This window comes from Shewanella schlegeliana, from assembly GCF_016765635.1.
GTDB lineage: Bacteria > Pseudomonadota > Gammaproteobacteria > Enterobacterales > Shewanellaceae > Shewanella > Shewanella schlegeliana.
Window position 1 is genome coordinate 210,852 of the sequence record NZ_JAESVD010000001.1, and the last position, 24,769, is coordinate 235,620.

Annotated in this window: 19 protein-coding genes; 14 read left to right on the forward strand and 5 right to left on the reverse strand. The window is 44.9% G+C overall.

The window, feature by feature from the left end; all coding sequences use genetic code 11:
• Positions 1–2: 2 nt before the first annotated feature.
• The 8 genes from JMA39_RS01000 (at position 3) to JMA39_RS01035 (ending at position 8,976) form a co-directional block, all read left to right on the forward strand.
• The gene (locus JMA39_RS01000) at positions 3–959 is read left to right on the forward strand and encodes a hypothetical protein (protein ID WP_202719978.1); all 957 of its coding nucleotides are present in this window, start codon (positions 3–5) and stop codon (positions 957–959) included.
• 193 nt (positions 960–1,152) lie between these two features.
• On the forward strand, positions 1,153–1,752 hold the full coding sequence (recR, locus tag JMA39_RS01005; protein ID WP_202719979.1) for a recombination mediator RecR: 600 nt from the start codon (positions 1,153–1,155) through the stop codon (positions 1,750–1,752).
• Between the two features lie 167 nt (positions 1,753–1,919).
• On the forward strand, positions 1,920–3,836 hold the full coding sequence (gene htpG, locus JMA39_RS01010) for a molecular chaperone HtpG (protein ID WP_202719980.1): 1,917 nt from the start codon (positions 1,920–1,922) through the stop codon (positions 3,834–3,836).
• Between the two features lie 74 nt (positions 3,837–3,910).
• A complete protein-coding gene (locus JMA39_RS01015) occupies positions 3,911–4,756 on the forward strand; it encodes a tetratricopeptide repeat protein (protein WP_202719981.1) in 846 nt (281 codons plus the stop codon).
• A gap of 180 nt (positions 4,757–4,936) precedes the next feature.
• Complete coding sequence (gene adk / locus JMA39_RS01020) at positions 4,937–5,581, forward strand: adenylate kinase (RefSeq protein ID WP_202719982.1); 645 nt, start codon at positions 4,937–4,939, stop codon at positions 5,579–5,581.
• Between the two features lie 169 nt (positions 5,582–5,750).
• Positions 5,751–6,746, forward strand: a complete 996-nt coding sequence (gene hemH / locus JMA39_RS01025; protein WP_202719983.1) for a ferrochelatase — start codon at positions 5,751–5,753, stop codon at positions 6,744–6,746.
• A 264-nt stretch (positions 6,747–7,010) separates the two neighbouring features.
• The gene (locus JMA39_RS01030) at positions 7,011–8,315 is read left to right on the forward strand and encodes an inosine/guanosine kinase (RefSeq protein ID WP_202719984.1); all 1,305 of its coding nucleotides are present in this window, start codon (positions 7,011–7,013) and stop codon (positions 8,313–8,315) included.
• A gap of 106 nt (positions 8,316–8,421) precedes the next feature.
• On the forward strand, positions 8,422–8,976 hold the full coding sequence (locus JMA39_RS01035; RefSeq protein ID WP_202719985.1) for a sugar O-acetyltransferase: 555 nt from the start codon (positions 8,422–8,424) through the stop codon (positions 8,974–8,976).
• A gap of 139 nt (positions 8,977–9,115) precedes the next feature.
• Here the strand turns inward: JMA39_RS01035 and JMA39_RS01040 are convergent, their stop codons facing one another.
• Positions 9,116–10,441, reverse strand: a complete 1,326-nt coding sequence (locus JMA39_RS01040; RefSeq protein WP_202719986.1) for a dicarboxylate/amino acid:cation symporter — start codon at positions 10,439–10,441, stop codon at positions 9,116–9,118.
• 218 nt (positions 10,442–10,659) lie between these two features.
• Here JMA39_RS01040 and JMA39_RS01045 point away from each other — a divergent pair, with 218 nt between their 5' ends.
• Positions 10,660–13,143: an Ig-like domain-containing protein gene (locus tag JMA39_RS01045; RefSeq protein WP_202719987.1), complete on the forward strand. Its 2,484-nt coding sequence runs from the start codon at positions 10,660–10,662 to the stop codon at positions 13,141–13,143.
• Positions 13,144–13,211: 68 nt separating this feature from the next.
• Here the strand turns inward: JMA39_RS01045 and astB are convergent, their stop codons facing one another.
• The gene (gene astB, locus JMA39_RS01050; RefSeq protein ID WP_202719988.1) at positions 13,212–14,549 is read right to left on the reverse strand and encodes an N-succinylarginine dihydrolase; all 1,338 of its coding nucleotides are present in this window, start codon (positions 14,547–14,549) and stop codon (positions 13,212–13,214) included.
• Between the two features lie 338 nt (positions 14,550–14,887).
• On the opposite strand from astB, the gene topA reads away from it, so the two are divergent.
• Entirely contained in the window at positions 14,888–17,587 is a 2,700-nt protein-coding gene (topA, locus tag JMA39_RS01055) for a type I DNA topoisomerase (RefSeq protein WP_202719989.1), read from the forward strand.
• Between the two features lie 171 nt (positions 17,588–17,758).
• Here topA and JMA39_RS01060 read toward each other — a convergent pair whose 3' ends face one another.
• Positions 17,759–18,535: a hypothetical protein gene (locus tag JMA39_RS01060; RefSeq protein WP_202719990.1), complete on the reverse strand. Its 777-nt coding sequence runs from the start codon at positions 18,533–18,535 to the stop codon at positions 17,759–17,761.
• Between the two features lie 226 nt (positions 18,536–18,761).
• Here JMA39_RS01060 and cysB point away from each other — a divergent pair, with 226 nt between their 5' ends.
• Entirely contained in the window at positions 18,762–19,736 is a 975-nt protein-coding gene (gene cysB, locus JMA39_RS01065; protein ID WP_202719991.1) for an HTH-type transcriptional regulator CysB, read from the forward strand.
• Between the two features lie 85 nt (positions 19,737–19,821).
• On the opposite strand, the gene JMA39_RS01070 is transcribed toward cysB, so the two are convergent.
• Complete coding sequence (locus JMA39_RS01070) at positions 19,822–21,198, reverse strand: L-serine ammonia-lyase (protein WP_202719992.1); 1,377 nt, start codon at positions 21,196–21,198, stop codon at positions 19,822–19,824.
• 391 nt (positions 21,199–21,589) lie between these two features.
• Between JMA39_RS01070 and nagZ the strand changes: the two genes are divergently transcribed.
• The 3 genes from nagZ to JMA39_RS01085 all read left to right on the forward strand — a co-directional run bounded on the left by nagZ (position 21,590) and on the right by JMA39_RS01085 (position 23,774).
• The gene (gene nagZ, locus JMA39_RS01075) at positions 21,590–22,597 is read left to right on the forward strand and encodes a beta-N-acetylhexosaminidase (protein WP_202719993.1); all 1,008 of its coding nucleotides are present in this window, start codon (positions 21,590–21,592) and stop codon (positions 22,595–22,597) included.
• Between the two features lie 71 nt (positions 22,598–22,668).
• Positions 22,669–23,208, forward strand: coding sequence for an alpha/beta hydrolase YcfP (gene ycfP / locus JMA39_RS01080; RefSeq protein WP_202719994.1), 540 nt, complete (start codon positions 22,669–22,671; stop codon positions 23,206–23,208).
• 296 nt (positions 23,209–23,504) lie between these two features.
• On the forward strand, positions 23,505–23,774 hold the full coding sequence (locus tag JMA39_RS01085) for an acylphosphatase (RefSeq protein WP_202719995.1): 270 nt from the start codon (positions 23,505–23,507) through the stop codon (positions 23,772–23,774).
• A 2-nt stretch (positions 23,775–23,776) separates the two neighbouring features.
• Here the strand turns inward: JMA39_RS01085 and JMA39_RS01090 are convergent, their stop codons facing one another.
• Positions 23,777–24,769: a peptidoglycan binding protein CsiV gene (locus JMA39_RS01090; RefSeq protein ID WP_202719996.1), complete on the reverse strand. Its 993-nt coding sequence runs from the start codon at positions 24,767–24,769 to the stop codon at positions 23,777–23,779.

A 24,769-nucleotide genomic window follows, 5' to 3' on the forward strand; every position in this document is an offset into this window, starting at 1 on the left:
CCATGAAGATAAGTTCGCTATCACTAGAGCTAGCCAGTGGCCAAACCCAAGAGTTTGGTGCAGTAACCAATCGAACCAGCTTAAAGCATCGGCTTAAAGAGATCATGGAGACAGTTGTCTTTGAGGAGTTGGATCTTGGTAGCAAGCACAGCGCTGGCGCGACAGAAGTTAGTGAGCCAAGCGGTGCACTGACCATGCCTATGTTGCTTGTTCAGGCAAAAGTAAAACAAGTTGAGATTATCTTTACCTATGACCTGCTCAGTAAAGAGGAGGGCTTATTAGCGCTGTTTGCGACCTGCACTAAAGAAGGTACAGAGCGTCAAAAGGAGTTCGGTTTTGTCAGTATTAGTGAGCTTGAAGAGCATCTACAACGCCTCTTGGCTATGAGCTTAGACAATTTTATCGAGCATTACTTTCCTCAAAGTACTTGTTTGGACAACGTTGTGAAGTATTTTGGGATCGCTTACATCGGCGCAGCTTGTTTCGGTTTACTCTCTTTTATGTTTTTCTCCGATCTAATCTGGCGAGATGAGCTTTTCTATTCCGCTTATATTGCGGCGGGAGTCACTTACGTAGTAACGCTTCCTATATTGCTGTTGCAAGCCATGTCACCGAATAGTCGAAAACGTACGAAGCAAATGGGTCAGAGTCCGGTCAAGCAAGTGTTAGCAATCATTGTTGGTAATTTTGTGCTTAGCTTTGCCCTCGTTGCTGGTGGCTGTCATTTATTGCACCTTGTTAACGCAAAGCCTGCCAAGATAGACATTGTCTTTTCCGATAAGCGCGAGAGTTACTGGGGTAAGAACTGCAAGGGCGGTGTTAATATCGAGCAGTTCTCAGGCACTGTCTGTTTGGAAGATAGAGCTTACTGGAAGATTATTCGTTCAGGTATGCGAGCGAGTGTAGAGGGGAGAGCATCGATAGTTGCATTTGATGTGAAAGCCATTGAACTGAAATAGTCGCGCTATGATGAGCACAGAGGCTCTATGTAGCCCATGTATTGCCTGATAAAGGGTTAAACTTTCAGATTCTATGTTAGTATCTGACGCTAATTTTATGATGAGTTGTCTTAGTGAAGGGATTCCTCACGTGTTGTACAGCTCATCGACCATTTTATCTGGCATGCAGGTGCCTTTCTAAGCGGAACGTTAAATGAAATTTAGTCCACTCGTTGATGAGCTAATCCAGTCACTTCGTTGTTTACCTGGCGTCGGCCCTAAGTCTGCCCAAAGAATGGCATTTCAGCTTTTAGAGCGTGACCGCAAGGCAGGCGCTAAACTTGCTGATTCATTAGCCAAGGCCATGTCTGATGTGGGGCACTGCCAGTCATGTCGAACTTTTACTGAAGAAACCTATTGTCCAATTTGCGTGAGCACTAAGCGTGGTCATTCGGATGTAATTTGCGTGGTTGAAACGCCGGCCGATGTACTCGCTATTGAAGCGGGTGGCCATTTTACTGGTCGCTATTTTGTATTATTGGGGCACTTGTCACCGCTTGATGGTGTTGGACCCGAAGAGCTTGGACTTGCATTACTTGAACAGCACCTAGCATCTGGTGATGTGAGTGAGCTTATCTTAGCCACTAACCCAACGGTTGAAGGCGATGCAACCGCGCACTATATTGCCGATATGGCAAAGCGTCACAATCTTACGGTCAGCCGTATTGCCCACGGCGTCCCTGTTGGTGGGGAGCTTGAGTATGTCGATAGCACAACCTTAGCCTTGTCCTTTAATGGACGGTTACCTATCTAGAGAGCGTTATGCTTTTATAAAGTAAAATCCAGTCAGCGAATTGCCGTAGACTGGATTTTTTTTGTGCAATTGAAGGCAATGCCAGATTTATCCCTTGAAATGTATTTTTCTAGCCCCATCTCTTAAGCAAGCTTTACTTAAACTGATTTTTTAAAAGGGAACATTTCATGTCACAACAAGAGACCCATGGCTTTCAAACTGAAGTCAAACAACTACTACATTTGATGATCCACTCTTTGTACTCTAACAAAGAGATCTTTTTGCGTGAGTTAGTATCTAACGCTGCCGATGCTGCCGATAAGCTACGCTATGAAGCCCTAACAAACGATGACCTTTATGAAGGTGACGGCGAGCTGCGCGTTCGTATCAGTGCCGATAAAGAGAAAGGTACCGTAACAATTGAAGATAACGGTATCGGTATGACTCGCGATGGTGTGATTGAACACTTAGGAACAATCGCAAAGTCAGGTACTGCAGAATTTTTTAAGAACATGTCTGGTGATGAGTCTAAAGACTCTCAGTTGATTGGCCAGTTTGGTGTTGGTTTCTACTCAGCCTTTATTGTTGCTGACAGAGTTACTGTGCGCACCCGTGCTGCAGGCCATAGTGCCGATGAAGCGGTGCTTTGGGAGTCTGCTGGTGAAGGTGACTTTACGGTAGAGACTATCTCTAAGCAGAGCCGTGGTACTGAAATTACCCTACATCTTCGTGAAGATGAAAAAGAGTTTGCAGACGATTACCGTCTACGTTCAATCATCACTAAATACTCTGACCATATCTCTGTACCGGTAGAGATGTATGAAGAGGGCACGCCTGCAATTGAAGCGACAGAAGATACCGAAGCTGTTGCCGCGACAGAAGGTAGCTGGAAGGCGATGAATAAGGCGACAGCGCTTTGGACTCGCAACAAGAACGATGTGTCTGATGAAGAGTACATAGAGTTCTACAAGCATATTTCTCATGATTACACTGATCCACTGCTGTGGAGCCACAACCGCGTGGAAGGTAAGCAAGAGTACACAAGCTTACTTTATATCCCAGCTAAAGCACCTTGGGACTTATGGAACCGTGACCGTAAGCATGGCCTAAAGCTATTCGTTCAGCGTGTATTCGTGATGGACGATGCCGAGCAGTTTATGCCTAGCTACCTGCGTTTTGTGCAGGGTTTGATTGACTCGAATGATCTGCCGCTAAACGTATCACGTGAAATCTTGCAAGATAACAAGGTGACAACGGCACTGCGTACTGCTGTAACTAAGCGTGTTCTAAGCATGTTAGAAAAGCTTGCTAAGAACGATGCTGAGAAGTACCAGTCTTTCTGGACCGAGTTTGGCCAAGTGCTAAAAGAAGGCCCAGCCGAAGATTTTGTCAACAAAGAGCGTGTTGCCGGACTACTGCGCTTTGCGTCGACTCACACTGGCGAAGCGACTGCAAATGTATCGCTGGCTGATTACATCGAACGCATGAAAGAAGGTCAATCTAAGATCTACTACATCGTCGCCGACAGTCATGAAGCCGCTGCTAATAGCCCGCATCTTGAGTTGTTACGCAAGAAAGGCATCGAAGTGCTATTGATGTCTGAGCGTATCGATGAGTGGTTGATTAACCACTTAACTGAGTTCGATGGTAAGAAGTTGCACTCAGTGACTCGTGGTGATCTTGAGCTAGGTGAGCTTGAAGATGCGAGCGAAAAAGAGGCGCAAGAGAAGCTAGAAACAGAATCTGAAGGCCTAGTGAAGCGCGTCAAAGACTGCTTAGGTGATAAAGTCTCTGCAGTTAAAGTCACAACGCGTCTAACTGACACCCCTGCGTGCGTGGTTGCTGGCGAAGGTGAAATGTCGACTCAGATGATTAAGCTAATGCAGGCTGCTGGCCAAGATGTGCCTGAGCCTAAGCCTACATTTGAGCTAAATCCTGAGCATCCGCTGGTTGCGCGTTTGAACGACGAACAAGATGAACAGCTATTTACCCAGTGGTCTGAGTTACTGCTACAGCAAGCATTATTGTCTGAAAAAGGTAGCCTTGCAGATCCATCGGCGTTTATTAAGTTAGTGAACCAGATGTTATTAGCTAGCGTTAAGTAAACAAAGGCTATGATTAAAGAGGCAGTTAAACTGCCTCTTTTTTTATTACAAATCTAGAATATTAGAGGAAAGTTATGGAATCGATTCTAGAACTGACTAAAGAAAATATCCAACAAGTGGTCGATGCCTCGATGGAGAAGATCGTTGTGATGGCTTTTTGGGCGAGTCAAAGTCCAGAGAGTCTTGCATTGATGCAAACCCTAGAAGGTATTACACAGCAGCAAGCTGGGCGCTTTGTGTTGGCTAAAGTGAACTGTGAGCTGGAGATGGAGATAGCCAACTATTTCCAAATTCAAAGCCTGCCAACGACGTTAGTTTTGCATGAAGGTAAACCTGTCGATGGTTTTGCTGGTGTGCAAGAGGCGGCACAAATAATGGAGATGCTCGATAAGCACCTACCAGCCGAGTGGCAACTTAAGCTTAATCAGGCGCGAGTATTCCTCGCCGAGCAAAATGCCATTGCGGCACTGCCTTTGCTAAAAGATGCTTATGGGGAAAACCCACTTGCAGAAATCGCCCTCGCGTTAGCAGATGTGTATCTATCCTTGGGCGTGCTTGAAGACGCTAAAGCTCTACTTGACTCAGTCGGTCTTGCGGATCAAGACGGTTACTACCAAAGCCTCAAGGCAAAACTTGCCTTGGCACTGGATGCCGCCGATACGCCGGAGATCCGAAACCTGCAGCAAGCGGTCGATAAGGCGCCCGGTAATCTGGAGTTGGTGTTAGATCTCGCTAAAGCGTTACATCAAGCTGGGCGTAACGATGAAGCCTTAGAGCTGTTATTTACGCCTCTGCAAACAGATGTATCGGCATTGGACGGTAAAGTGAAGGGGTTGTTTTTAGAGATACTGACCGCATTGGGTCAAGGTAACAGTTTGGCAAATCAGTATCGGCGCAAGCTCTACACCTTACTTTATTAATTCGTGTCAAAGTATTTTTCAGCTGATTGATGCTAAAGTCGAATGAAAATTACTTCAAAATAGCGGCTATTTGTGCGAAGATCGCCGCCTAAACAGAACTATACCCATCACCTAGGCGGCTTCAGTGTACGCCTTAGAGAGATATGGGGATCACAGTGCGAAATTAAGAGGAAGATTCAGATGCGCATTATGCTATTAGGTGCCCCAGGTGCCGGTAAAGGTACTCAAGCCCAATTCATTATGGAAAAGTACGGTATTCCTCAAATTTCAACTGGAGATATGCTACGCGCTGCAGTAAAAGCGGGCACGCCACTAGGCTTAGAAGCTAAGAAAGTAATGGATGCGGGTCAGTTGGTTTCTGATGAATTGATCATCGGCCTAGTAAAAGAGCGTGTTGCACAAGATGATTGCGCTAAAGGTTTCCTACTAGACGGTTTCCCACGTACTATTCCACAAGCAGATGCAATGGCATCAAGTGGTATCGTTCTTGATCACGTGATTGAAATTGATGTGCCAGACGAAGAGATCGTAAAGCGCATGAGCGGTCGTCGTGTTCACCCAGGTTCTGGCCGTGTTTATCACATCGTTTTCAACCAACCTAAGGTTGAAGGTAAAGATGACGTGACAGGTGAAGACCTAGCTATCCGCCCTGATGATGAAGAATCAACAGTACGTAAGCGTCTTGATATCTATCATGAGCAAACTAAGCCATTAGTAGAATACTACGGCGCAGTAGCGGCTAAAGGCGACGTAACTTATAACAAGTTCGACGGTACTCAGTCTGTTGCGACGGTTAGCGAAGAGATTGTTGCAGCACTAAGCTAAATTAGCGCTAATCTATTTCTAAGCAACTTGCGACTAGGCCAGATATGGCTAAGTAACAATGTGTTTATGAGCTAGTTCTCATATTTTAAAAAGCCCATGAAAATGGGCTTTTTTTATGTTTTTTGCGATGATAGCCTGAAGCGAATATCTTGCTAAAAAGAGAATTCATGTGAGTGACTTAGCCCCACCGTTTGGTGTGTTATTAGTAAACTTAGGTACCCCCGATTCACCTACCGCTCCTGACGTCAAAAAATTCCTCAAGCAGTTCTTGAGCGACCCTCGCGTTGTCGACCTTTCTCCGTGGATCTGGAAGCCGATCTTAAACGGTATCATTCTTAATACCCGCCCAGCTAAAGTGGCTAAGCTCTATCAGTCTATCTGGTGGGATGAAGGCTCGCCTTTAATGGTCATCAGCCAAAAACAGCGTGAGAAACTCAAACAGAGCTTAGATGAGTCGTTTGGGCAAACTATTCCTGTTGAGTTGGGAATGAGCTATGGCAATCCATCATTGCAGTCGGGGATCGATAGTCTTAAGTCTCAAGGTGTTGAAAAGATTTTCGTTCTACCACTTTACGCCCAGTACTCTTGCTCAACTGTTGCGCCTGTTTATGATGCGGTTGCCCAGCTACTCAAAGCTGAGCGCAATATTCCTGAATTACGCATCAATAAGCAGTATTTTGACCATCCTGCCTATATTCAAGCTCTCGCCGAGTCGGTTAAGGCTCACTGGCAAGTCAAAGGTCAGGCCGATGTGTTGTTGATGTCGTTTCACGGTGTGCCACTTCGCTATATCACCGAGGGCGACCCATATCAGGCGCAGTGCCAAGCGACTGCAGAGTTATTGGCTGAAGCATTAGGATTGACCTCAGAACAGTGGCGTATTTGCTTCCAGTCTCAATTCGGTAAAGAGGAGTGGATAAAACCCGCGACCGATGAGCTGCTAGAATCTTTACCTAAGACTGGAGTTAAGTCGGTCGACATTATGTGTCCGGCGTTTTCATCCGATTGCCTAGAAACTTTGGAAGAGATCTCCCAAGAGGGTAAAGCGGAGTTCTTATCGGCTGGTGGAGAGCGATATGAATTTATAGATTGTTTAAACGATACTCCTGCTCATATAACGCTTTTAGCTAAGCTTGTTCAAGAGCAGACCAAAGGTTGGTATTAAATTTTCTGAGTTCTATAGTGATTTCAGCTAGCGAAAGAGGTGGGGTGTGGTAAAATCCCCCACCTTTTCGCGCATCTAGCCCCTTAAGTTCACTGTTTTTACTTAGTTGTGACTAAGATAAACAAATAGTGAGGGTAGAATTTTTACACTGGCTAGCTGTTAGAAGTGCAGAGTTTGCTTGTTCGCATTAGAATGATCAGCTTGAGATAACTTACCCGTTTTAATTTATATTTTGCATGGATGCCGAATGAAAGAGAGCTCAATATGAAGTTTCCAGGTCAGCGTAAGTCTAAACATTATTTTCCAGTTAAAAACCGTGATCCATTGCTTGCGCAGTTGATCCAACAGCCTCTACCGATTTCAACCTACATTTCTGGTATCGATCAGACACTTGTAGACATTGAGGCGAAAGTGGAAGATGAGTTATTGAGCCGCTATGAGCTGCCAAAAGGCAACTCAACCTTGATCGATGATGACAAGGCCCATGCACTTTATACTGAGCTTAAAAGCAATGAGTTGATCAGTGATGAGTTTGCTGGTGGTACTATTGGAAACACAGTTCACAACTACTCAATTTTGGCCGATGATCGCTCTGTACTATTTGGCGTCATGAGCAAAAATATTGAAGTGGGTAGCTATGCATATCGTTACCTATGTAACACTTCTTCTAAAGTCGATCTAAATTACCTACAACCTGTAGCGGGTCCAATTGGTCGCTGTTTCACACTGATTTCTGAGTGCGGTGAGCGTACCTTTGCGATTAGCAAGGGCTCAATGGATCAACTCACGCCTACTTATATCGATAAAGAAGTGGTTCAAGGCGGCTCTGCACTGATTTTAACTGCGTATTTAATGCGTGCTAGCGGTGGTGATCAGATCACCGATGCGGCAATGACAGCAATCAATTACGCTAAAGAAGCCGATGTCCCTGTTGTACTGACTCTTGGCACGCGCTTTTTGATTGAAGAAGATCCAAAGTGGTGGCAGGAGTTCATTAAAGAACATGTGACTATTCTAGCGATGAACGAAGATGAAGGTGAAGCACTAACAGGCTTTAGTGATCCGTTATTGGCAAGTGAAGCGGCATTAGAGTGGTGTGATATGGTGTTAACCACTGCAGGTCCTTTAGGACTTTATACCGCAGGCTACACTGAAGACTCTGAGAAGCGTGAAACTAGCCACACCTTGCTACCGGGCTCTATTCCTGAGTTTAACCGCTACGAGTTTTCTCGTCCTAAATTAAAGGCAGATTGCGATTCACCGTTAAAGGTTTACGCTCATATCTCTCCTTATATGGGCGGCCCAGAAGTTATCCGTAACACCAACGGTGCTGGTGATGGCGCACTAGCCGCTTTGCTGCATGACTTAGCCTCTAATACCTTCCACAAGACTAACGTGCCTGGTTCGAGTAAGCATAAACGTGATGGACTGTGTTATTCATCGTTCTCGCAGATCTGTAAGTATGCTAACCGCGTGGCTTATGAAGTGCTTGCCCAACATAGCCCGAGACTTTCTCGTGGCTTGCCTGAGCGTGAAGACAGCTTAGAAGAGTCATACTGGGAAAGATAAACGTTCTAATGACGTAATAGCGACATGCTACAAAAGGCATAACTTGATCACACTGAGTTATGCCTTTTTTGAATCTACTCTAAAATAACATAAGAAAAATAAAGCAATGATCGAATATTCAAAAATGCTCAATGGTGAAGTGTTTGATGGCGCCGATCCTGAAATTTCAGCGGTAAGAGACAATGCCTATTTATTGCAAAAGCAAATCAACAATAGTTTAGGTTTTAGCGAGACACAGTGCTTGATAAAGCAATTACTCAATAATATTGGTGAAGGCTCTATTGTGCGAGAGCCGTTTAATTGTGAGTTTGGTAAACAGATCACGATTGGTAACGGTAGCTTTATCAATATGGGCGCTGTGATGCTTGATGGTGCTAAAATTACTATCGGTAACCACGTGATGGTGGGGCCGAGTTGTCAATTTTATACCGCGTCTCATGCCGTTAACCATATGAGCCGACGTCGCTGGGAAACCTTTTGTTTACCGATCACCATTGAAGATGACGTATGGATTGGCGGTAATGTGGTGATTAACCAGGGAGTGACGATTGGTGCTCGATCAATTGTTGCTGCAGGTTCAGTGGTTAACCAAGATGTACCGCCGGACTCTATGGTTGGCGGAACGCCCGCTAAGCTTCTGAAAAAACTCAATACTGAATAGGCATTGGTGATGCTTGTGCTCATTTTCCGCTGTTAGTTTAATTTGGTACAAAAAAGGCATCCAATTGGATGCCTTTTTATTAATGCCACTGTTAAAGCCAGTGCGTTACTTGCTTAATGAGTCATTTTAGCTATGAAAATTAGCTTAGTTTATTTTCTTCTGCGTGAACTTGGGCATTGAAGCCAGGAGCAACTTTACCCGCTTGAGTGTCATTGAATATCGCTTCATTGAACTCATTCTCAGACTTGGCAATCACCACTGTCGCTACGGTATCACCAGTTACGTTTACTGCGGTACGGACCATATCCAATAGTCTGTCCACACCAATAATTAGCGCGATACCTTCAACTGGCAAGCCAACTTGGTTTAGTACCATGGCAAGCATGATAAGACCTACACCAGGTACACCCGCAGTTCCGATAGAAGCAAGCGTTGCAGTAACAACAACCATAGCGTAATCGGTAATGGTCAGTTCGATACCAAATACTTGGGCAATAAATACGGTTGCGACGCCTTGCATAATCGCGGTGCCATCCATGTTAATGGTCGCACCAAGTGGCAAGGTGAAAGAAGCAATCTTATTGTCCACACCCATACGGTGCTCTGCTGTCTCAATGGTCACTGGTAATGTCGCATTTGAGCTCGCTGTGCTGAATGCAAATAGCTGCACGTCACGAATTTTGCGGATAAAGGTAAATGGATTTAACCCAGAGAACACCTTTAGCAGTGTTGGATAAACGACAAATGCATGGATAAGCAATACACCAAGCACCACGAAGAAGTACTTTACTACGCTACCGAAGGTTTCCATGCCCAGTGTCAGTGCCAGTTTTGCCATTAGGGCGAACACACCGTATGGAGCAAGTTGCATGATAAGCGTAACCACTCGCATGATCACTTCGTTAAGGTCGTTAAACAGTGCTGCAACACGAGCACCGCGCTCACCAATATGCGAGATAGCAAAACCAAAGATCACCGCAAAGATGATGATCTGAAGCATGTTACCTTCGCTCATTGCATGAAGTGGGTTAGTTGGTACTAGGTTGATGATAACGTCAGAGAGGCTTGGTGCTTGTTTAACATCAAACTGCATTCCCTCGGTCACCATGCTGGCATTACCCGGATGGACGGCGATAGCGACGAGGATAGCCATTGAAAGTGCAATGGCCGTAGTGAATAGATAAAACGCGATAGTTTTACCACCCAAACGTCCCACTTTTGAGGGCTCACTTAGGGAGCAGGTACCGCAGACTAACGAGATAAAAACAAGGGGGACAACAAGCATTTTTAAGCTAGAGATGAAAATGGTGCCGATGACATTTAGAAAGCCTTCGGTGATGTATTCTTTTATGAAATCACTCTCTGGAAACAGATTGCGTAATAATAGTCCAAGAATAATACCGGTAAACATACCGATTAAAATCTTACTCGTGAGGCCGAGTTTTTTGGTTTTCGTAGCAGACATAGTGCTTCCTGTATAATTTTTATGCTTTTCAATTTGCGCACTAAAGCCTAGCAAGAAAGTGACACCGATGAAATGGGGTTAAGGTTAAAGTTTTGGTTGGTTCTTTTAAAAAAATAACTGTTTATTGTGGAAAGGTTGCTGGTAAATTGTGTAATGTATGGCTTTAGGTGAATCTAAGATTACCAAGAATAATAATTTGAGTAACAGGGAGTCTGACAATGAAGTCAGCTTATAGCGTTTTTTTTGCTTTTATATGGTCATTTTTCCTCATAGGTTGTGGTGGGGGCGGCAGTATCTCGACCGATCCAGACAACCCGAATCCGCCAGAGCCGACAGAGGTTGTTACTGTCACACTTTCAATTTCAAACACAGAATCCATTAAAGCTGAGGAACCAGCTGAAGTTACCGCAGTTGTTACCAGCTCTCTCAATGGCCCTTTGGCTGGAAAGCTTGTGACTTTTAAACTTGATAACGGTTCAATAGGAACCTTTGTCCCCGGTATTGGTACAGATAAGACCGATGGTAATGGTACGGCTAAAGTCTTATTAGCCACTTCAAATGTTCCTGGTGCGGGCTCATTAACCGTGGAGGTCGCTGGATATAGTGATGTGGTGTCTGAACCATTAGTTTTTGTCATGGAAGGTGACGGTGGTGAAGTGAGCAATGGCGCATCAATCGTTGTGTCATTAACAGATACCAATGGCGCACCTATTGATGCTATTACGACAACGATACCAGGTAAGGTTACGGCAACAGTGAGTGGTATTAATAAACCCTCTATTGTGACCTTTGAAACAAGCATTGGTGATCTTCCTATTAAATCTGCAGTAACTGATGAAAATGGTAAAGCAACGGTTGATATTTATGCTGGCAGTGCGCTGGGCGCAGGAGAAGTGACTGCTTCACTCTCAAGTGGTGAAGAGGGCAAAGCGGTCGTAGTCATTGGTGCAACAAATGTCGTAATGGGCAGTGGTACGCCTTTTGAAGAAGGTGTTGCAAATGTCAGTGTTGATGAACTAACCGCTGGCGGTACTGCAACAATCTCGGTTGCAATTCAAGATGAAAATGGTAATCCTTTTACTCAACCCGTCGATGTTAATTTTTCTTCAACCTGTTCAACTAAGTCAAGCCCCGAAGCTGAGATAAGCTCTCCTGTTCCTTCAGTCAATGGTGTCGCGACCACCACTTATTTAGCAAAGGGATGTAAAGGGGATGATGCGATTAATGTGACTGCTAATGCTGGGGGATTGAACTTAGCGGCAACAGCAACCATTAAAGTATTGGCCGCTGATGTAGGGAGTATCGTATTTCTATCTGCTACCCCTCAAAATATCAGTATTCTAGGTACTGGCGGCGTAGAGTCATCAGTTGTTCAATTTAAGGTATTAGATACAAATAGTAACCCTGTTAGTAATCAAGCTGTGTCTTTTAAGCTCAACACCGATGTTGGTGGAATTAGTTTAGATCCTGAAACTGCAACAACTAACAATCAAGGTATTGCACAAACGGTGGTGAGAACGGGTACGGTTGCAACGTCAGTACGTGTAACTGGGACTGTAGTCGATTCTAATCCTGTCATTTCGAGTCAGTCGAGTGAGCTTGTGGTGTCTACAGGGATCCCAGATCAAGATAGCTTCTCGTTATCTGCTTCAGTATTAAATGCCGAAGGGTGGGATGTTGATGGAACAGAGGTTACTGTCACAGCTCGCTTGGCAGATGCATTTAACAACCCTGTACCGGACGGAACAACGATCTCATTTACCACCGAAGGTGGTTCAATTGAAGATGCTTGTCAGACTAAAAAAGGTGCTTGTAGCGTTATCTGGACGAGTCAACAAGCGAGGCCTGAAGGCTATCAGTTGATCAATGGTGCTGGAGTGATGGTTAACGATCCCATCGCGACTTTATCTTTCGACTCTAATTTAGGTGTGTACGGTAACCATTACGGCCAAAAGTATGGCGGACGAGCGACAATTTCCGCTACGGCTATTGGTGAAGAGTCATTCCCTGATTTAAACGGTAACGGTCGTTTTGATGCCGATGAAGTGACGGCGTTTAGGACACAAACTGATGTAAGCGGCATGCTATTTGATTTAGATGATGCCTTCAATGATTACAATGAAGATGGCCTGTTTAACCCTCAGCAAGATAATGGTCAACTCGGTGGAGAGTTAGAAGAATTAATCGACTTTAACTCTAATGGTGTCTTTGATGTTAAAGATGGCAAATATAACGGGGTATTGTGCTCAGATCCGGTTCACGATGCCTGCGCCGATGGCGTGAGTGACTCTAAGTCTCTTTATGTTCGTGGCAGCTTGGTTATCGTGATGTCTGGTAGCTCGGCATTGGCTACAGACCCTGCTCGCGTATTAATTGTCGATAGTTATAGTGGCGCTAACGGTTCTTATGATCAAAGTATCGATATTATCGGTAAGGCAACGGGCACTGTGTATTTCACCATCTCCGATTTGCATAATCAGCAGATGCCTGCAGGCTCTAAGGTTCGCTTTACTGCCAGCGCGGGTTCGGTTGTGAGCGGTTCTGAATACATATGGCCAAGTACCAATTATAATGGTGGACGTGAGTTTAGCGTGACGTTAAAGGGTGAGGATGAGCCAAACTCTGGGACATTCTTAGTCACCGTCGAAACACCTGGCGGAGTTAAAACTCAGGTGCTTTCATTACCTATCTCAATTAATTAGTTAATTGCAGTAAAAAGCCCCGCAATGCGGGGCTTTTTTTATGTTGTAAAGCGTACTTAATACAAGTGTTATCTTTGGAACTGATAAACACTACCTAACTTCATTATCTGAGTTAGCTCATCGAGAGCCGTGCGTGACTCTATAACAAGCTGAGGGTCGGCAAGGTCGGCAACAGTTAAGCGATCGCGGTAATGCTTATCTACCCACTGATTCAAGCGCGCAAACAGGGCATCATTCATTAAGGTATGCTGGTTAACTGCAGCAACTTCATCTTGGTTCATCGCCACGCGCAAACGCAAACATGCTGGACCGCCACCATTTTGCATGCTCTGCTTTACATCGAAGTAGAGCACCTGCTTAATTGGCGTGCCTAGGGTGACCAATTCATTGAGGTAAGCAAATACCGCCGGGTTCTCTTGACAGTTTGTCGGAGCGATAATGGCCATCTCACCAGAGGGCAAGGTCACGACTTGAGTGTTAAACAGGTAACTCTTTACCGCATCTTGAATCGCTACTTTCGAGGTCGGCACTTCAATAAAGTGGACCTCAGAGTCGCCAAACTTACGCTGAATCTCTGCTAATTTTTCCTGAGTATTTAAAAATGCCTGTTCGTGATAGAACAACACATTTTGGTTACCCACTGCAATCACATCGTTGTGAAACACGCCTTGGTCGATGACATCGGGGTTTTGTTGAATATAAACCGTGCCCTCATCATCTAATTGATGCAGGCGAGCCACAGCTTGTGAGGCCTCGAGTGTTTGACGAGCAGGGAATTTTTGTGGTTTTGGTGCCTGTGGGTTGGTGGCTTCTTGGCCATAGACAAAGAGCTCGACACCTGCATGGCCATATTCACTGCAAAGGCGAGTATGGTTTGCTGCACCTTCATCGCCAAAGCTGGCATGTTCTGGCAGATGTTGGTGATGTTTGAAAAAGCGACTATCGTTAAATGTAGCCTGAAGAATATTCCCTGTGGTCGTTGGTTCGATGCTGCGGTGTAGCTTATCGACTAAGTTGGCTGGAGTGAAATGTAGCTTGCCATCATGGGTATCTGCACTCGGGGATACGGTGGCGGCGTTAGCGGTCCACATGCTGGATGCACTGCAGCAGGCGCGTAGTAACGCAGGCGCTTCTTTGGCGGCTTTATTAAGGATTGCAGCATCTGTGCCAGTAAAACCGATTCTACGCAGTGTGTGTAAGTCTGGGCGCTCTTGGGGAGCAAGCATTCCTTGAACTAAACCAAGCTCTGCAAGGGCCTTTGCTTTTTGGAGTCCTTGTTTTGCGGCGTCTTTAGGGCTTGAGGTTGCGGCGGCGTTGTTTAAAGAGGCGACGTTTCCAAATGATAAACCTGCGTAATTATGCGTTGGCCCAACGAGTCCGTCGAAGTTCGCTTCAAAGTGCTTCATGCTTCTTTATCCTTAAGGGTAGCTCAGGTGTGTTATCTTTCTCTGAGTTGTAATTATTACGGCCAGTATACTTAAGCGCAGGTGCTTCACAAGCGAGTAAAAATTGATGAAAACAGTAAATTTGCATCGAAATGCACAACTAATACTTGCTTGATGACTAATAATGAAATATTTATTTTTAAATACGCACTATATTTTTTCACATTTATTTCAAAAATGGTTAAAAATTGGTACTCCAGTACAAATAAAAGAGGGATTAGCTTGAAACTCTTTACACAACCCTCTATATATGGAGCCAATTTTTCCGTTTTCTGAGACTCGTTGGCGCAAATTAATCTATGGGTAAATCGCTAGTAATCGTCGAATCACCGGCCAAAGCCAAGACTATTAATAAATATCTAGGCAAAGATTTCATCGTTAAGTCGAGCGTAGGTCACATCCGTGATCTGCCTACATCATCGAGTTCAGACGCAAAAGTTGTCAGTAAGACAGCTGCTGAAGTCAAACAGATGTCTCCCGAGGAGAAGGCTGAGTATAAGAGTTTAAAAGCGAAGCAAGCGCTAGTTGCCCGCATGGGGGTGGATCCTGAAAAAGGCTGGAAAGCCAAATACCAAACCCTACCCGGCAAAGAGAAAGTGGTTAAAGAATTGCAAACTCTGGCAGCGTCTGCTGACCATATCTATCTCGCAACCGATTTGGATAGAGAGGGAGAAGCAATTGCTTGGCACTTACAACAAGTGATTGGTGGTGACGAGTCTCGTTATCAACGTGTGGTGTTTAACGAGATCACTAAGACCGCGATTCAAGATGCATTTAGCCAGCCATCTGTGCTCGATACCAACATGGTTAACGCACAACAAGCACGCCGTTTCCTAGACCGCGTTGTGGGCTTTATGGTTTCGCCATTGCTATGGAAAAAAGTGGCACGTGGCTTGTCAGCTGGCCGCGTACAGTCTGTTGCCGTTCGCTTGGTCGTCGAACGTGAAAGTGAAATTAAAGCTTTTGTGCCAGAAGAGTTCTGGGATGTTCATGCCGAATTAAATACCTTAACCGATGATCTGTTAAGAATGCAGGTGGTTAAGTTCCAAGGCAAAGCGTTCAATCCTGTAAATGAGATTGAAGCGCATACAGCAGTCAGCCAACTATCTCAGTCAAGTTTTGTGGTTGCTGCTCGTGAAGACAGAGCGACATCAAGCAAACCATCGGCACCGTATATCACATCGACTCTACAACAAGCCGCGAGCACGCGTTTAGGCTTTGGTGTAAAAAAGACCATGATGATGGCGCAGCGCTTATATGAAGCGGGTCACATTACCTATATGCGTACCGACTCGACCAACTTAAGCCAAGAAGCGCTCGATAGTGTACGCGACATGATTGGTAAAGAGTACGGTGACAAGTATCTGCCGGAGTCACCAATTCGTTATGGTAGCAAAGAGGGCGCACAAGAGGCTCACGAAGCGATTCGTCCTTCAAATGTGAAAGTTAGCGCCGCTTCTCTTTCAGACATGGAGCGTGACGCACAGCGCCTTTATGAGCTTATTTGGCGTCAGTTTGTTTCTTGTCAGATGACTCCTGCAAAATACGATGCAACGCGTTTGACGGTAAAAGCGGGCGATTATGAACTTAAAGCCACTGGTCGTACGTTGCGTTTCGATGGTTGGACGCGCGTTCAAACCGCGATTAAGAAGAAAAACGAAGAAGACAATACTCTGCCATATGTGGCACAAGGTGATGCAGTTACGCTAAAAGAGTTACAGCCTAAGCAGCACTTCACTAAACCGCCAGCGCGTTATAGTGAAGCTTCTCTAGTCAAAGAGTTAGAAAAACGTGGCATTGGTCGCCCATCGACTTATGCGACGATTATTTCAACGATTCAAGATCGTGGTTACGTCAAAGTTGATAACCGTCGCTTCTTCGCTGAGAAAATGGGTGAGATTGTCAGTGACAGCTTAGTCGGTAGCTTTGAAGATCTGATGAGTTATGATTTCACTGCGAGCATGGAGCAAACATTAGATGATGTCGCTCAGGGTAAGCTTGATTGGAAGAAAGTACTCGATGGTTTCTACAAAGACTTTACTAAACAGTTAGAGCATGCAGAATTGCCGCCTGAAGAGGGCGGTATGCGCCCGAACGAGATGGTAATAACCGAAGATATCAAGTGTCCAACTTGTGGTCGCCCAATGGGGATCCGCACCGGGACAACGGGTGTATTCCTAGGTTGTTCTGGATATGCTTTACCACCCAAAGAGCGTTGTAAAACCACGATTAACTTAACGCCAGGTGAAGAGGCGATAAGTGAACATGGTGAAGATGCAGAGACTGAAGCATTAAGAGCTAAACACAGATGTGGCGTTTGTGGCACTGCGATGGATAGCTACTTAATCGATGAGAAGCGTAAGCTACATGTATGTGGTAACAACCCAACGTGTAATGGCTACGAGGTCGAAGCGGGTCAATTTAAGATCAAAGGTTACGAAGGTCCAATTATTGAGTGCGATCGTTGTGGTAACGACATGGAACTTAAAAATGGCCGTTTTGGTAAGTATTTTGGCTGTACTAATTCTGAGTGTAAGAATACCCGCAAGCTGCTAAAGAGTGGCGAAGCGGCGCCGCCAAAAGAAGATCCAATTCACTTACCAGAACTTAAGTGTACCAAGTCCGATGCGTACTTCGTACTAAGAGATGGCGCTGCGGGGATTTTCCTTGCGGCAAGTACTTTCCCTAAGTCACGGGAAACACGTGGGCCACTAGTTGAAGAACTCATTAAATACCGTGAACTGCTATGGCCTAAGTATCAGTACCTAGCCGATGCGCCAGTGGCTGACGATGACGGTAACCTAGCATCTGTACGCTTTAGTCGTAAGACGAAAGAGCAGTATGTGGCAACTGACATCGATGGCAAAGCAACGGGTTGGAATGCTAAGTATGTAGATGGTAAGTGGGTGACAGAATCTAAAGCTAAGCCAAAACCAAAGGCAAAACCAAAGGCAAAAGCAAAAGCTAAGCCAAAAGCTAAGGTGAAAAAAGCCGAGTAATCGACTCTTTTTCATTAAAAGTCAGCCATAAAAAAGCCCCGATTTATCGGGGCTTTTTTATTTTAAATTTTAAATGGTGTTTCGTTTTAAGAGCTAAGTTAACTGTTTAGATACTTACCTTAATGAAACCGTGATATTAGCCAGTAGGTAACATAAAGTGAATGCTTCGAATTACCATTTCTTCTTAGGCTGGAATAAGACATCGATATCATCGTCTTCGGGTTTAGACTTGGCTAAAACTGGATGCGCACTTTTTTGAGCACCAGTGATCTCCTCAAGCATGGCCTTTGCTTCTTCTACCTTATGGGCGATAAAGGGATCATTTGGCGTCTGAGCCTTAATCGTATGTAGTGTTGCTAAAGCCTTAGTAACCATCTGTTTAGCAGAGCCATACTGCTTCATAAAGCAGGCAGCTCTACCTCTTCCTAGCATAGAGTCAACATTGATGCGTAACTGTAAGCTATCGATACGCTGCTCTTCTTGGCTAAAAATGCTCGGATCAACTTTGCCTTTATTATGTTCAGCTCGCAAAATCGCTTTTAATTTTTTTAGCGTTTGCACAAGGGTGAGGATCTGTCGGTCACTGTCTGGTAAACGAAATAGCTCTATAGCGGGCGAAGGTTTGGGGGCTGACTGTAGTGCCTGGATCTGACCACGTAAATCAATTAAACGGCGCTCGAAATCGCTACTTTGATTACGAGCGATTGGAAGAGCACCGGTCAGCGCGTCTTCAACTCTTCGGTAGAGCATTAGAATAAGATCTGATGAGCAAGGAAATAGCCCCGTGTTCGATAAAACTTCTTCGGTTTCATCGATTACAGCCCGGTGGCGTGCAAGTTCATTGCGCCGCTCCGCTTCTACGCGTGCTTTTTGTTGCTGAACGATGCTAATTCCAATTACTAGCAGTAAAAGGGTGCCGAGCAAGATCAAGACAGAAGCAAATATCATAGCAAAACCAATAAATTTACAATTCGACTAATGCTACTATAAATCAACATTCTAGGGTAGTAATCTTCATCATGGATTCTCTAGAAGTGCTTCGCAGAGGTTGACTATTGTGCTATATTCCATTTGATTTAATTATAGCGATGTACTATAACCAATAATTATACTCGAATGCATCATTACTTAACTATTAGACGGGGTCTGTGCCTGCCCATTGGAAGGATAAAAGATGAAGTTGCAGCAACTTAGGTATATTGCAGAGGTCGTTAATCACAACCTCAACGTTTCTGCTACCGCAGAAAATCTGTATACATCTCAGCCGGGTATAAGCAAGCAAGTGCGTATGCTTGAAGATGAATTAGGGATCCAGATTTTTGGTCGCAGTGGTAAGCATTTGACCCATGTAACCCCAGCGGGTCAGCAGGTGATCAGTATCGCCAATGATATTTTAGGTAAAGTCGAAAGTATCAAAAAAGTGGCTGAAGAGTATACCAAACCTGATCAAGGTGAGCTGAATATTGCAACAACAGACACCCAAGCTCGTTACGCTCTCCCCAATATTATTCAAGGCTTTATAGACCGCTATCCTAAAGTTAATCTGCATATGCATCAAGGCACGCCATCGCAGATCAGTGAGCTTGCCGCAAGAGGCGAAGCCGATTTTGCCATCGCGACAGAGGCGATGCACCTTTATAGCGATTTAATTATGTTGCCGTGTTATCACTGGAATCGCTCAATCGTGGTTAAGCGCGATCATCCACTCGCATCCCGCAGTAATATTAGCATCGAAGATCTAGGCCGCTTTCCATTAGTGACCTATGTATTTGGTTTCGATCGCGCTTCAGAAATCGAAAAGTCCTTTAATCGAGCAGGCCTAGAGCCTAGAGTCGTTTTCAGTGCCACCAGTGCCGATGTATTAAAAACCTACGTAAGATTGGGTTTAGGAGTCGGAGTGATCGCCTCTATGGCGATTGACGAGCATATGGACAAAGACTTGGTCGCAATCGACGCAAGCCACTTATTTGCCCATAGCACGACTAAGATAGGTTTTAGAAAGGGCAATTTCCTACGTACTTATATGTACGATTTTATCGAGCATTTTGCGCCGCACTTAACCCGTCCGGTTGTAGAAAAAGCGGTAGCGCTAAGAGATGCTCAACTGATTGAGGCTATGTTTACCGATATCGAGTTACCGGTTAAGTAGGCTTGTTTCTAATAAAAAAACCTCGCATAAGCGAGGTTTTTTATTTTATGGCGATAGACTCAGTCAGTAATGATAAAAGTCGAGGTTAACATTCAACAATATTAACGGCTAAGCCACCTTTAGCTGTCTCTTTATATTTACTGCGCATATCTTTGCCAGTATCCATCATGGTCTTAATCACCTTATCGAGTGATACCTTGTGATTACCGTCACCGCGCATCGCCATACGTGAGGCATTGATGGCTTTGACTGCACCCATGGCATTGCGTTCGATACATGGCACCTGCACAAGACCGCCAACCGGATCACAAGTGAGACCGAGGTTATGCTCCATACCTATTTCTGCGGCATTTTCTACATGTTCTACCGTGCCGCCCATGATTTCAGTGAGTCCAGCTGCAGCCATTGAACAGGCTACGCCGACTTCTCCTTGGCAACCAACCTCGGCACCAGAGATTGAAGCATTCTTCTTATAAAGAATACCAATGGCTGCGGCTGTTAGTAGATAGCGGCTACAAACGTCTTGGTCAACTTCTTGAACGAACATGTCGTAATAACATAATACCGCTGGAATGATGCCTGCTGCGCCGTTTGTCGGTGCGGTAACCACGCGATCGCCAGCTGCATTTTGCTCATTAACTGACAGGGCAAATAGATCGACCCAATCCATTGCGGTCAGTGGGTCGACGCAGTTTTTGCCTTCGGCTTTAAGGCGGCGGTAGAGTGAAGGTGCGCGGCGTCGAAGCTTTAGCCCACCGGGAAGAATGCCTTCTTTTTGATAACCACGCTCGACACAGGTCTTCATGGTTTGCCAAATCTCCCATAAACGGTCATTGATGTCATCGGCCTCGGCAATGCTAAGCTCATTAGCCATCATGAGGGATGAGATGCTATAGCCGTTTTCGGTGCACAGCTCAAGCAGTTGTTGAGCGGAATTAAAATCAAAAGGGGCTGACTTAATCGGTGCTGCGGGTGATGCATCTTGAGCTTGAATTTCATCCTCATCAAGAATAAAGCCACCACCGACCGAGTAATAGGTACGGTCATAGATGCATGCACCGTCTTTATAGGCATATAGAGTCATCGCATTAGCGTGAGCGGGTAGGCTTTTACGTCTGTGATAGGTAATGCCGTTTGCGCGGGTAAAGAGCACTTCACGTCCAGTTGCAAGCGTGAGTTTTTCGGTACCCTTAACTTGCTCTAAAATGGCATCGATGCTGTCGGTGTCAACCGTTTCTGGTGCTTCTCCCATCAGGCCAAGGATCACCGCTTTGCCAGTGCCGTGGCCAACTCCAGTTTGTCCTAAAGAGCCAAACAGTTCAGAACGTAATTCATCAATCTTGTCGATGAGATTTAATTCTTGTAGTTGCTCAATAAAAACGTTTCCCGCTTTCATTGGCCCCACAGTATGAGAACTTGACGGGCCGATGCCGATTTTGAACATGTCGAATACACTAATCATGCTAAACCTTAATTACTCTAGTCGTTATAGTTATGACCAATCCCACTAAGAGAGCCAGCAATGGAGCTATGCCCATAATCTTGGTATATTTCACTTATTGAGCGTGAAAATACTATGCTTGATGTTAATCTTAGTCGTTTGAATTAATTGGTGTTAAAAAGTATCCCATACTTTAGCTTTTTCTCGATCATTAGTTTTTTGTATGCAATTTCTACACATTAGATAATCTAACTGTAATTTGGTTGCTGTAATGCTGTATTTTTGTGTTTAAAGTTGCACTAGTTATTGTTTAACATGAGTTTATTTAAGGTTTGACTGTTCAAATCATAGCGGGCTTTCTTTAAGCTTTGCTAGGTTAGATCTTTAAGGTATTAAAAATTTAGAGGGTTATATGAGTTATTTGATGTTAGATATTGAGTCAACGGAGCTGAGTGCTACGGAATCATCGCAGTTAACTCACCCTATGATAGGCGGCTTGATTCTATTTAGTCGCAATTATGTCAGCCGTACTCAACTAATTACCCTCATTAAATCGATTCGTGCAATTCGTCCCGATATCTTGATTGCTGTCGATCATGAGGGTGGCCGAGTGCAACGTTTTCGGGATGGTTTTACTGTCTTGCCTGCCATGGGAGATATTCTTCCTGCAGCAAAAGGGGATATGGCACAGGCAAAGCTTTGGGCTACTGAGCTCGGTTACTTAATGGCAATCGAGCTGCTTGCGGTTGATATTGACTTAAGTTTCGCACCTGTATTGGATTTAAATGGTGTTAGCCAAGTGATCGGTACCAGAAGCTTTAGTCCCGACAAGTGGGAAGTGTCTGAGCTGGCCAGCGCTTTTATTGATGGTATGGAGCAAGCGGGTATGTGCGCAGTGGGTAAGCACTTCCCAGGGCACGGCAGCGTAGAAGCGGACTCTCATATTGCTAAGCCCATTGATGAGCGTACACAAGATGAGATTTTTGCTAATGATATGCAGCCCTTCAAGACCTTAATTGCTAAAGAGCGTTTACAGGGCATTATGCCGGCGCACGTGATTTATCCAAAGGTTGACAGTCAGCCTGCAGGCTTTTCTCCTTTTTGGCTGCAAGAAGTACTACGCAAACAGCTAGCCTTCAATGGGGTGATTTTCTCCGATGATCTGGGTATGAAGGGCGCCGCCGTTGCTGGCGGTTATACGGCTAGAGCGCAAGCTGCACTTGATGCGGGATGTAATATGATTTTAGTTTGTAACGACAGCGAAGGCGCTACCGAGGTGCTAAACGGTGTGGATTGGCCGACAGATAATAACCGCCTGAATGCTAATTTATTGAAACCCGATCAGAAGAGAGTCGTTAAAGCCCTTGATGATAATGAGCGTTGGGAACGCGCCAAAGCCATTGCCCAAATTTTGATTTAGCGCAAAACTGATACAAGTTCAGCTTGCTAAGTTAGCAGTTGATTATATAAATAATTTTTTGGAGGACGAGAATGATCCTTTATCTTCATGGGTTTGACGCAACAAGCCCAGGTAATCACGACAAAATGCGTCAGTTACAGTTTATTGATGATGACGTACGCTTGGTAAGTTACAGTACCTTGCATCCTAAAAATGATATGCAGTACCTATTGAATGAAGTCAGTAAACAGATCGCCTCTTCAGACGATAAGTCACCACTGATTTTGGGCGTGGGCTTAGGGGGTTATTGGGCTGAGCGTATCGGCTTCTTAAATGGCATTAAATCGGTACTGATTAACCCTAATTTGCTTCCTCAAGATAACATGACCGGTAAAATTGACCGACCTGAAGAGTATGGGGATATTGCCAATAAGTGCGTAAAAGATTTTCGAGCCTTAAATAAAGGTAAGGCATTGTGCATCTTGGCACGTCAGGATGAAGTCAATGACAATAGAGCTGTGGAGTCCACTTTAAAGGATTATTATGCGATAGAGTGGGACGATGAACAGCTGCATAAATTTTCTTCGTTAGCGACACAGCTTCAGCTTATTAAGGCGTTTAAAGCTAGTTAGTCTCACTGTTTACGTTTTTAAGAACCACCAATAGCAATTAGGTTATTGGTGGTTTTTTTATCTCAATGACACAACAGAAAGGAAGAGCCATGGTTTGTTTATTCATAGCGCTTACTCGTGGAGATTGAGCTATTGCAGCTTAATGTCATTGCAAATATGAGCTTACTCTTTGCTCATAACAGTGCTTTAGGCTATGTTATTTCTAATACCAATGAGGTTGTTTTTAATCTGAAATAATCACGATTTGCCTAGACTCGGTGCTTAACGAGTTGAGTCTTTCGTACAAGGAATAGATTATGAAGCGTGTCATGATACAAGTGAAAGGAAAGGTACAAGGTGTTTCTTATCGTCAGAATACACTTGTTCAAGCGAACACTTTTGGGGTCACGGGCTATGTGAGTAATCTAAGCGATGGTACGGTGCAGATCTTAGCACAAGGGAGCGAAATCGCAGTCGATAAGCTTATCGGTTGGTGTTACATCGGCGCGCCCGCATCTCGGGTTGACGAAGTGATTGTTGAAGAAGATGAGGCAGATGAGATCTACCTCGATTTCTCAATTATGTAGCCTTAATAAGTTGTTCCTGGCTCCATAGCGACGCTATTTCTCGTCGACACCTTTGCGCTTGGGTGCTCCATTTTTCTGATCTGAATGACCATGCCCATTTTTGGGTGATCGAAATAGTGGACTTCATCACTACGCACCCTGCGATTTTGCTGCATAGGAATAGCGTAGAGGTATGGTGTCGTTACATCTTGGGGGCTTGTCTGCGTCGCATCAGGGCTTGTTAGCAACTCATTTTGTGTAAGAGTCACAGTCTTGTTGCCTTCTTCACGCAAGGTGAAGTTAGTTTCAATAAATAGGTAGTGTTGTAGATAGATATTAATCGTACCATCAAACTTCCACACAGGCTTATTGGTGTCGCTTGCAAATTGACTTGTCATAAAGTCAAAGTTGCCAAATTCTGCGTCACTCTCCTGCGCTTTTATCGGTAGACCACCAAACTCATACTCTTCTGAGTAGTCATGGCCAGAATACAGCCTTACCGGAATCGCTCTGTTTCGAGGCAGCATCGATTGTTGCCATGTCATATGCAAGAGGCTGGTGGTGCCTTTTTCACGAGAGATGGTCGCGATAATATCGTTAAATTGACTCTGACTCTCGGCTAGCAGTACGGCGCCATCGCCAAGGTGCGCAACGGCGGGGGCCGGAGCGGCAATTTGCATCGGTACATCGGCCAAGGCTTTATGTTTCGCGTTGCTTAGCTGCTCATTACAGTTAACGCTGTCGGTTGCCCAATCGCTTGAGGTGCAGCCGTTGAGCCCCATACTCACCGCCGTTAAATCGGTACTAACCATGGGAGTAATAAAGTCGACCGTCTTGCGTGTACGAGTCTCAGCAGGTGTCGTTGGCCACTGCTCAACGGTTGGAACGTCCCGCTCGAAGATATAGACCTCAACCTCAAACCAACGTTCTTCTGCAGCATTGACGCTTACAGATAAGCTGGATAAAAGGCCAACAGCTAAAGCTGCGCTTAGCTTGTTTTTAGATAGTCTTAACAC

Bases quoted from the DNA above. Each gene is read 5' to 3' on its own strand.
- JMA39_RS01000 (WP_202719978.1), top strand. From the start codon at position 3: ATGAAGATAAGTTCGCTATCACTAGAGCTAGCCAGTGGCCAAACCCAA.
- recR (WP_202719979.1), top strand. From the start codon at position 1,153: ATGAAATTTAGTCCACTCGTTGATGAGCTAATCCAGTCACTTCGTTGT.
- htpG (WP_202719980.1), top strand. From the start codon at position 1,920: ATGTCACAACAAGAGACCCATGGCTTTCAAACTGAAGTCAAACAACTA.
- JMA39_RS01015 (WP_202719981.1), top strand. From the start codon at position 3,911: ATGGAATCGATTCTAGAACTGACTAAAGAAAATATCCAACAAGTGGTC.
- adk (WP_202719982.1), top strand. From the start codon at position 4,937: ATGCGCATTATGCTATTAGGTGCCCCAGGTGCCGGTAAAGGTACTCAA.
- JMA39_RS01030 (WP_202719984.1), top strand. From the start codon at position 7,011: ATGAAGTTTCCAGGTCAGCGTAAGTCTAAACATTATTTTCCAGTTAAA.
- JMA39_RS01035 (WP_202719985.1), top strand. From the start codon at position 8,422: ATGATCGAATATTCAAAAATGCTCAATGGTGAAGTGTTTGATGGCGCC.
- JMA39_RS01040 (WP_202719986.1), bottom strand. From the start codon at position 10,441: ATGTCTGCTACGAAAACCAAAAAACTCGGCCTCACGAGTAAGATTTTA.
- JMA39_RS01045 (WP_202719987.1), top strand. From the start codon at position 10,660: ATGAAGTCAGCTTATAGCGTTTTTTTTGCTTTTATATGGTCATTTTTC.
- astB (WP_202719988.1), bottom strand. From the start codon at position 14,549: ATGAAGCACTTTGAAGCGAACTTCGACGGACTCGTTGGGCCAACGCAT.
- topA (WP_202719989.1), top strand. From the start codon at position 14,888: ATGGGTAAATCGCTAGTAATCGTCGAATCACCGGCCAAAGCCAAGACT.
- JMA39_RS01060 (WP_202719990.1), bottom strand. From the start codon at position 18,535: ATGATATTTGCTTCTGTCTTGATCTTGCTCGGCACCCTTTTACTGCTA.
- cysB (WP_202719991.1), top strand. From the start codon at position 18,762: ATGAAGTTGCAGCAACTTAGGTATATTGCAGAGGTCGTTAATCACAAC.
- JMA39_RS01070 (WP_202719992.1), bottom strand. From the start codon at position 21,198: ATGATTAGTGTATTCGACATGTTCAAAATCGGCATCGGCCCGTCAAGT.
- nagZ (WP_202719993.1), top strand. From the start codon at position 21,590: ATGAGTTATTTGATGTTAGATATTGAGTCAACGGAGCTGAGTGCTACG.
- ycfP (WP_202719994.1), top strand. From the start codon at position 22,669: ATGATCCTTTATCTTCATGGGTTTGACGCAACAAGCCCAGGTAATCAC.
- JMA39_RS01085 (WP_202719995.1), top strand. From the start codon at position 23,505: ATGAAGCGTGTCATGATACAAGTGAAAGGAAAGGTACAAGGTGTTTCT.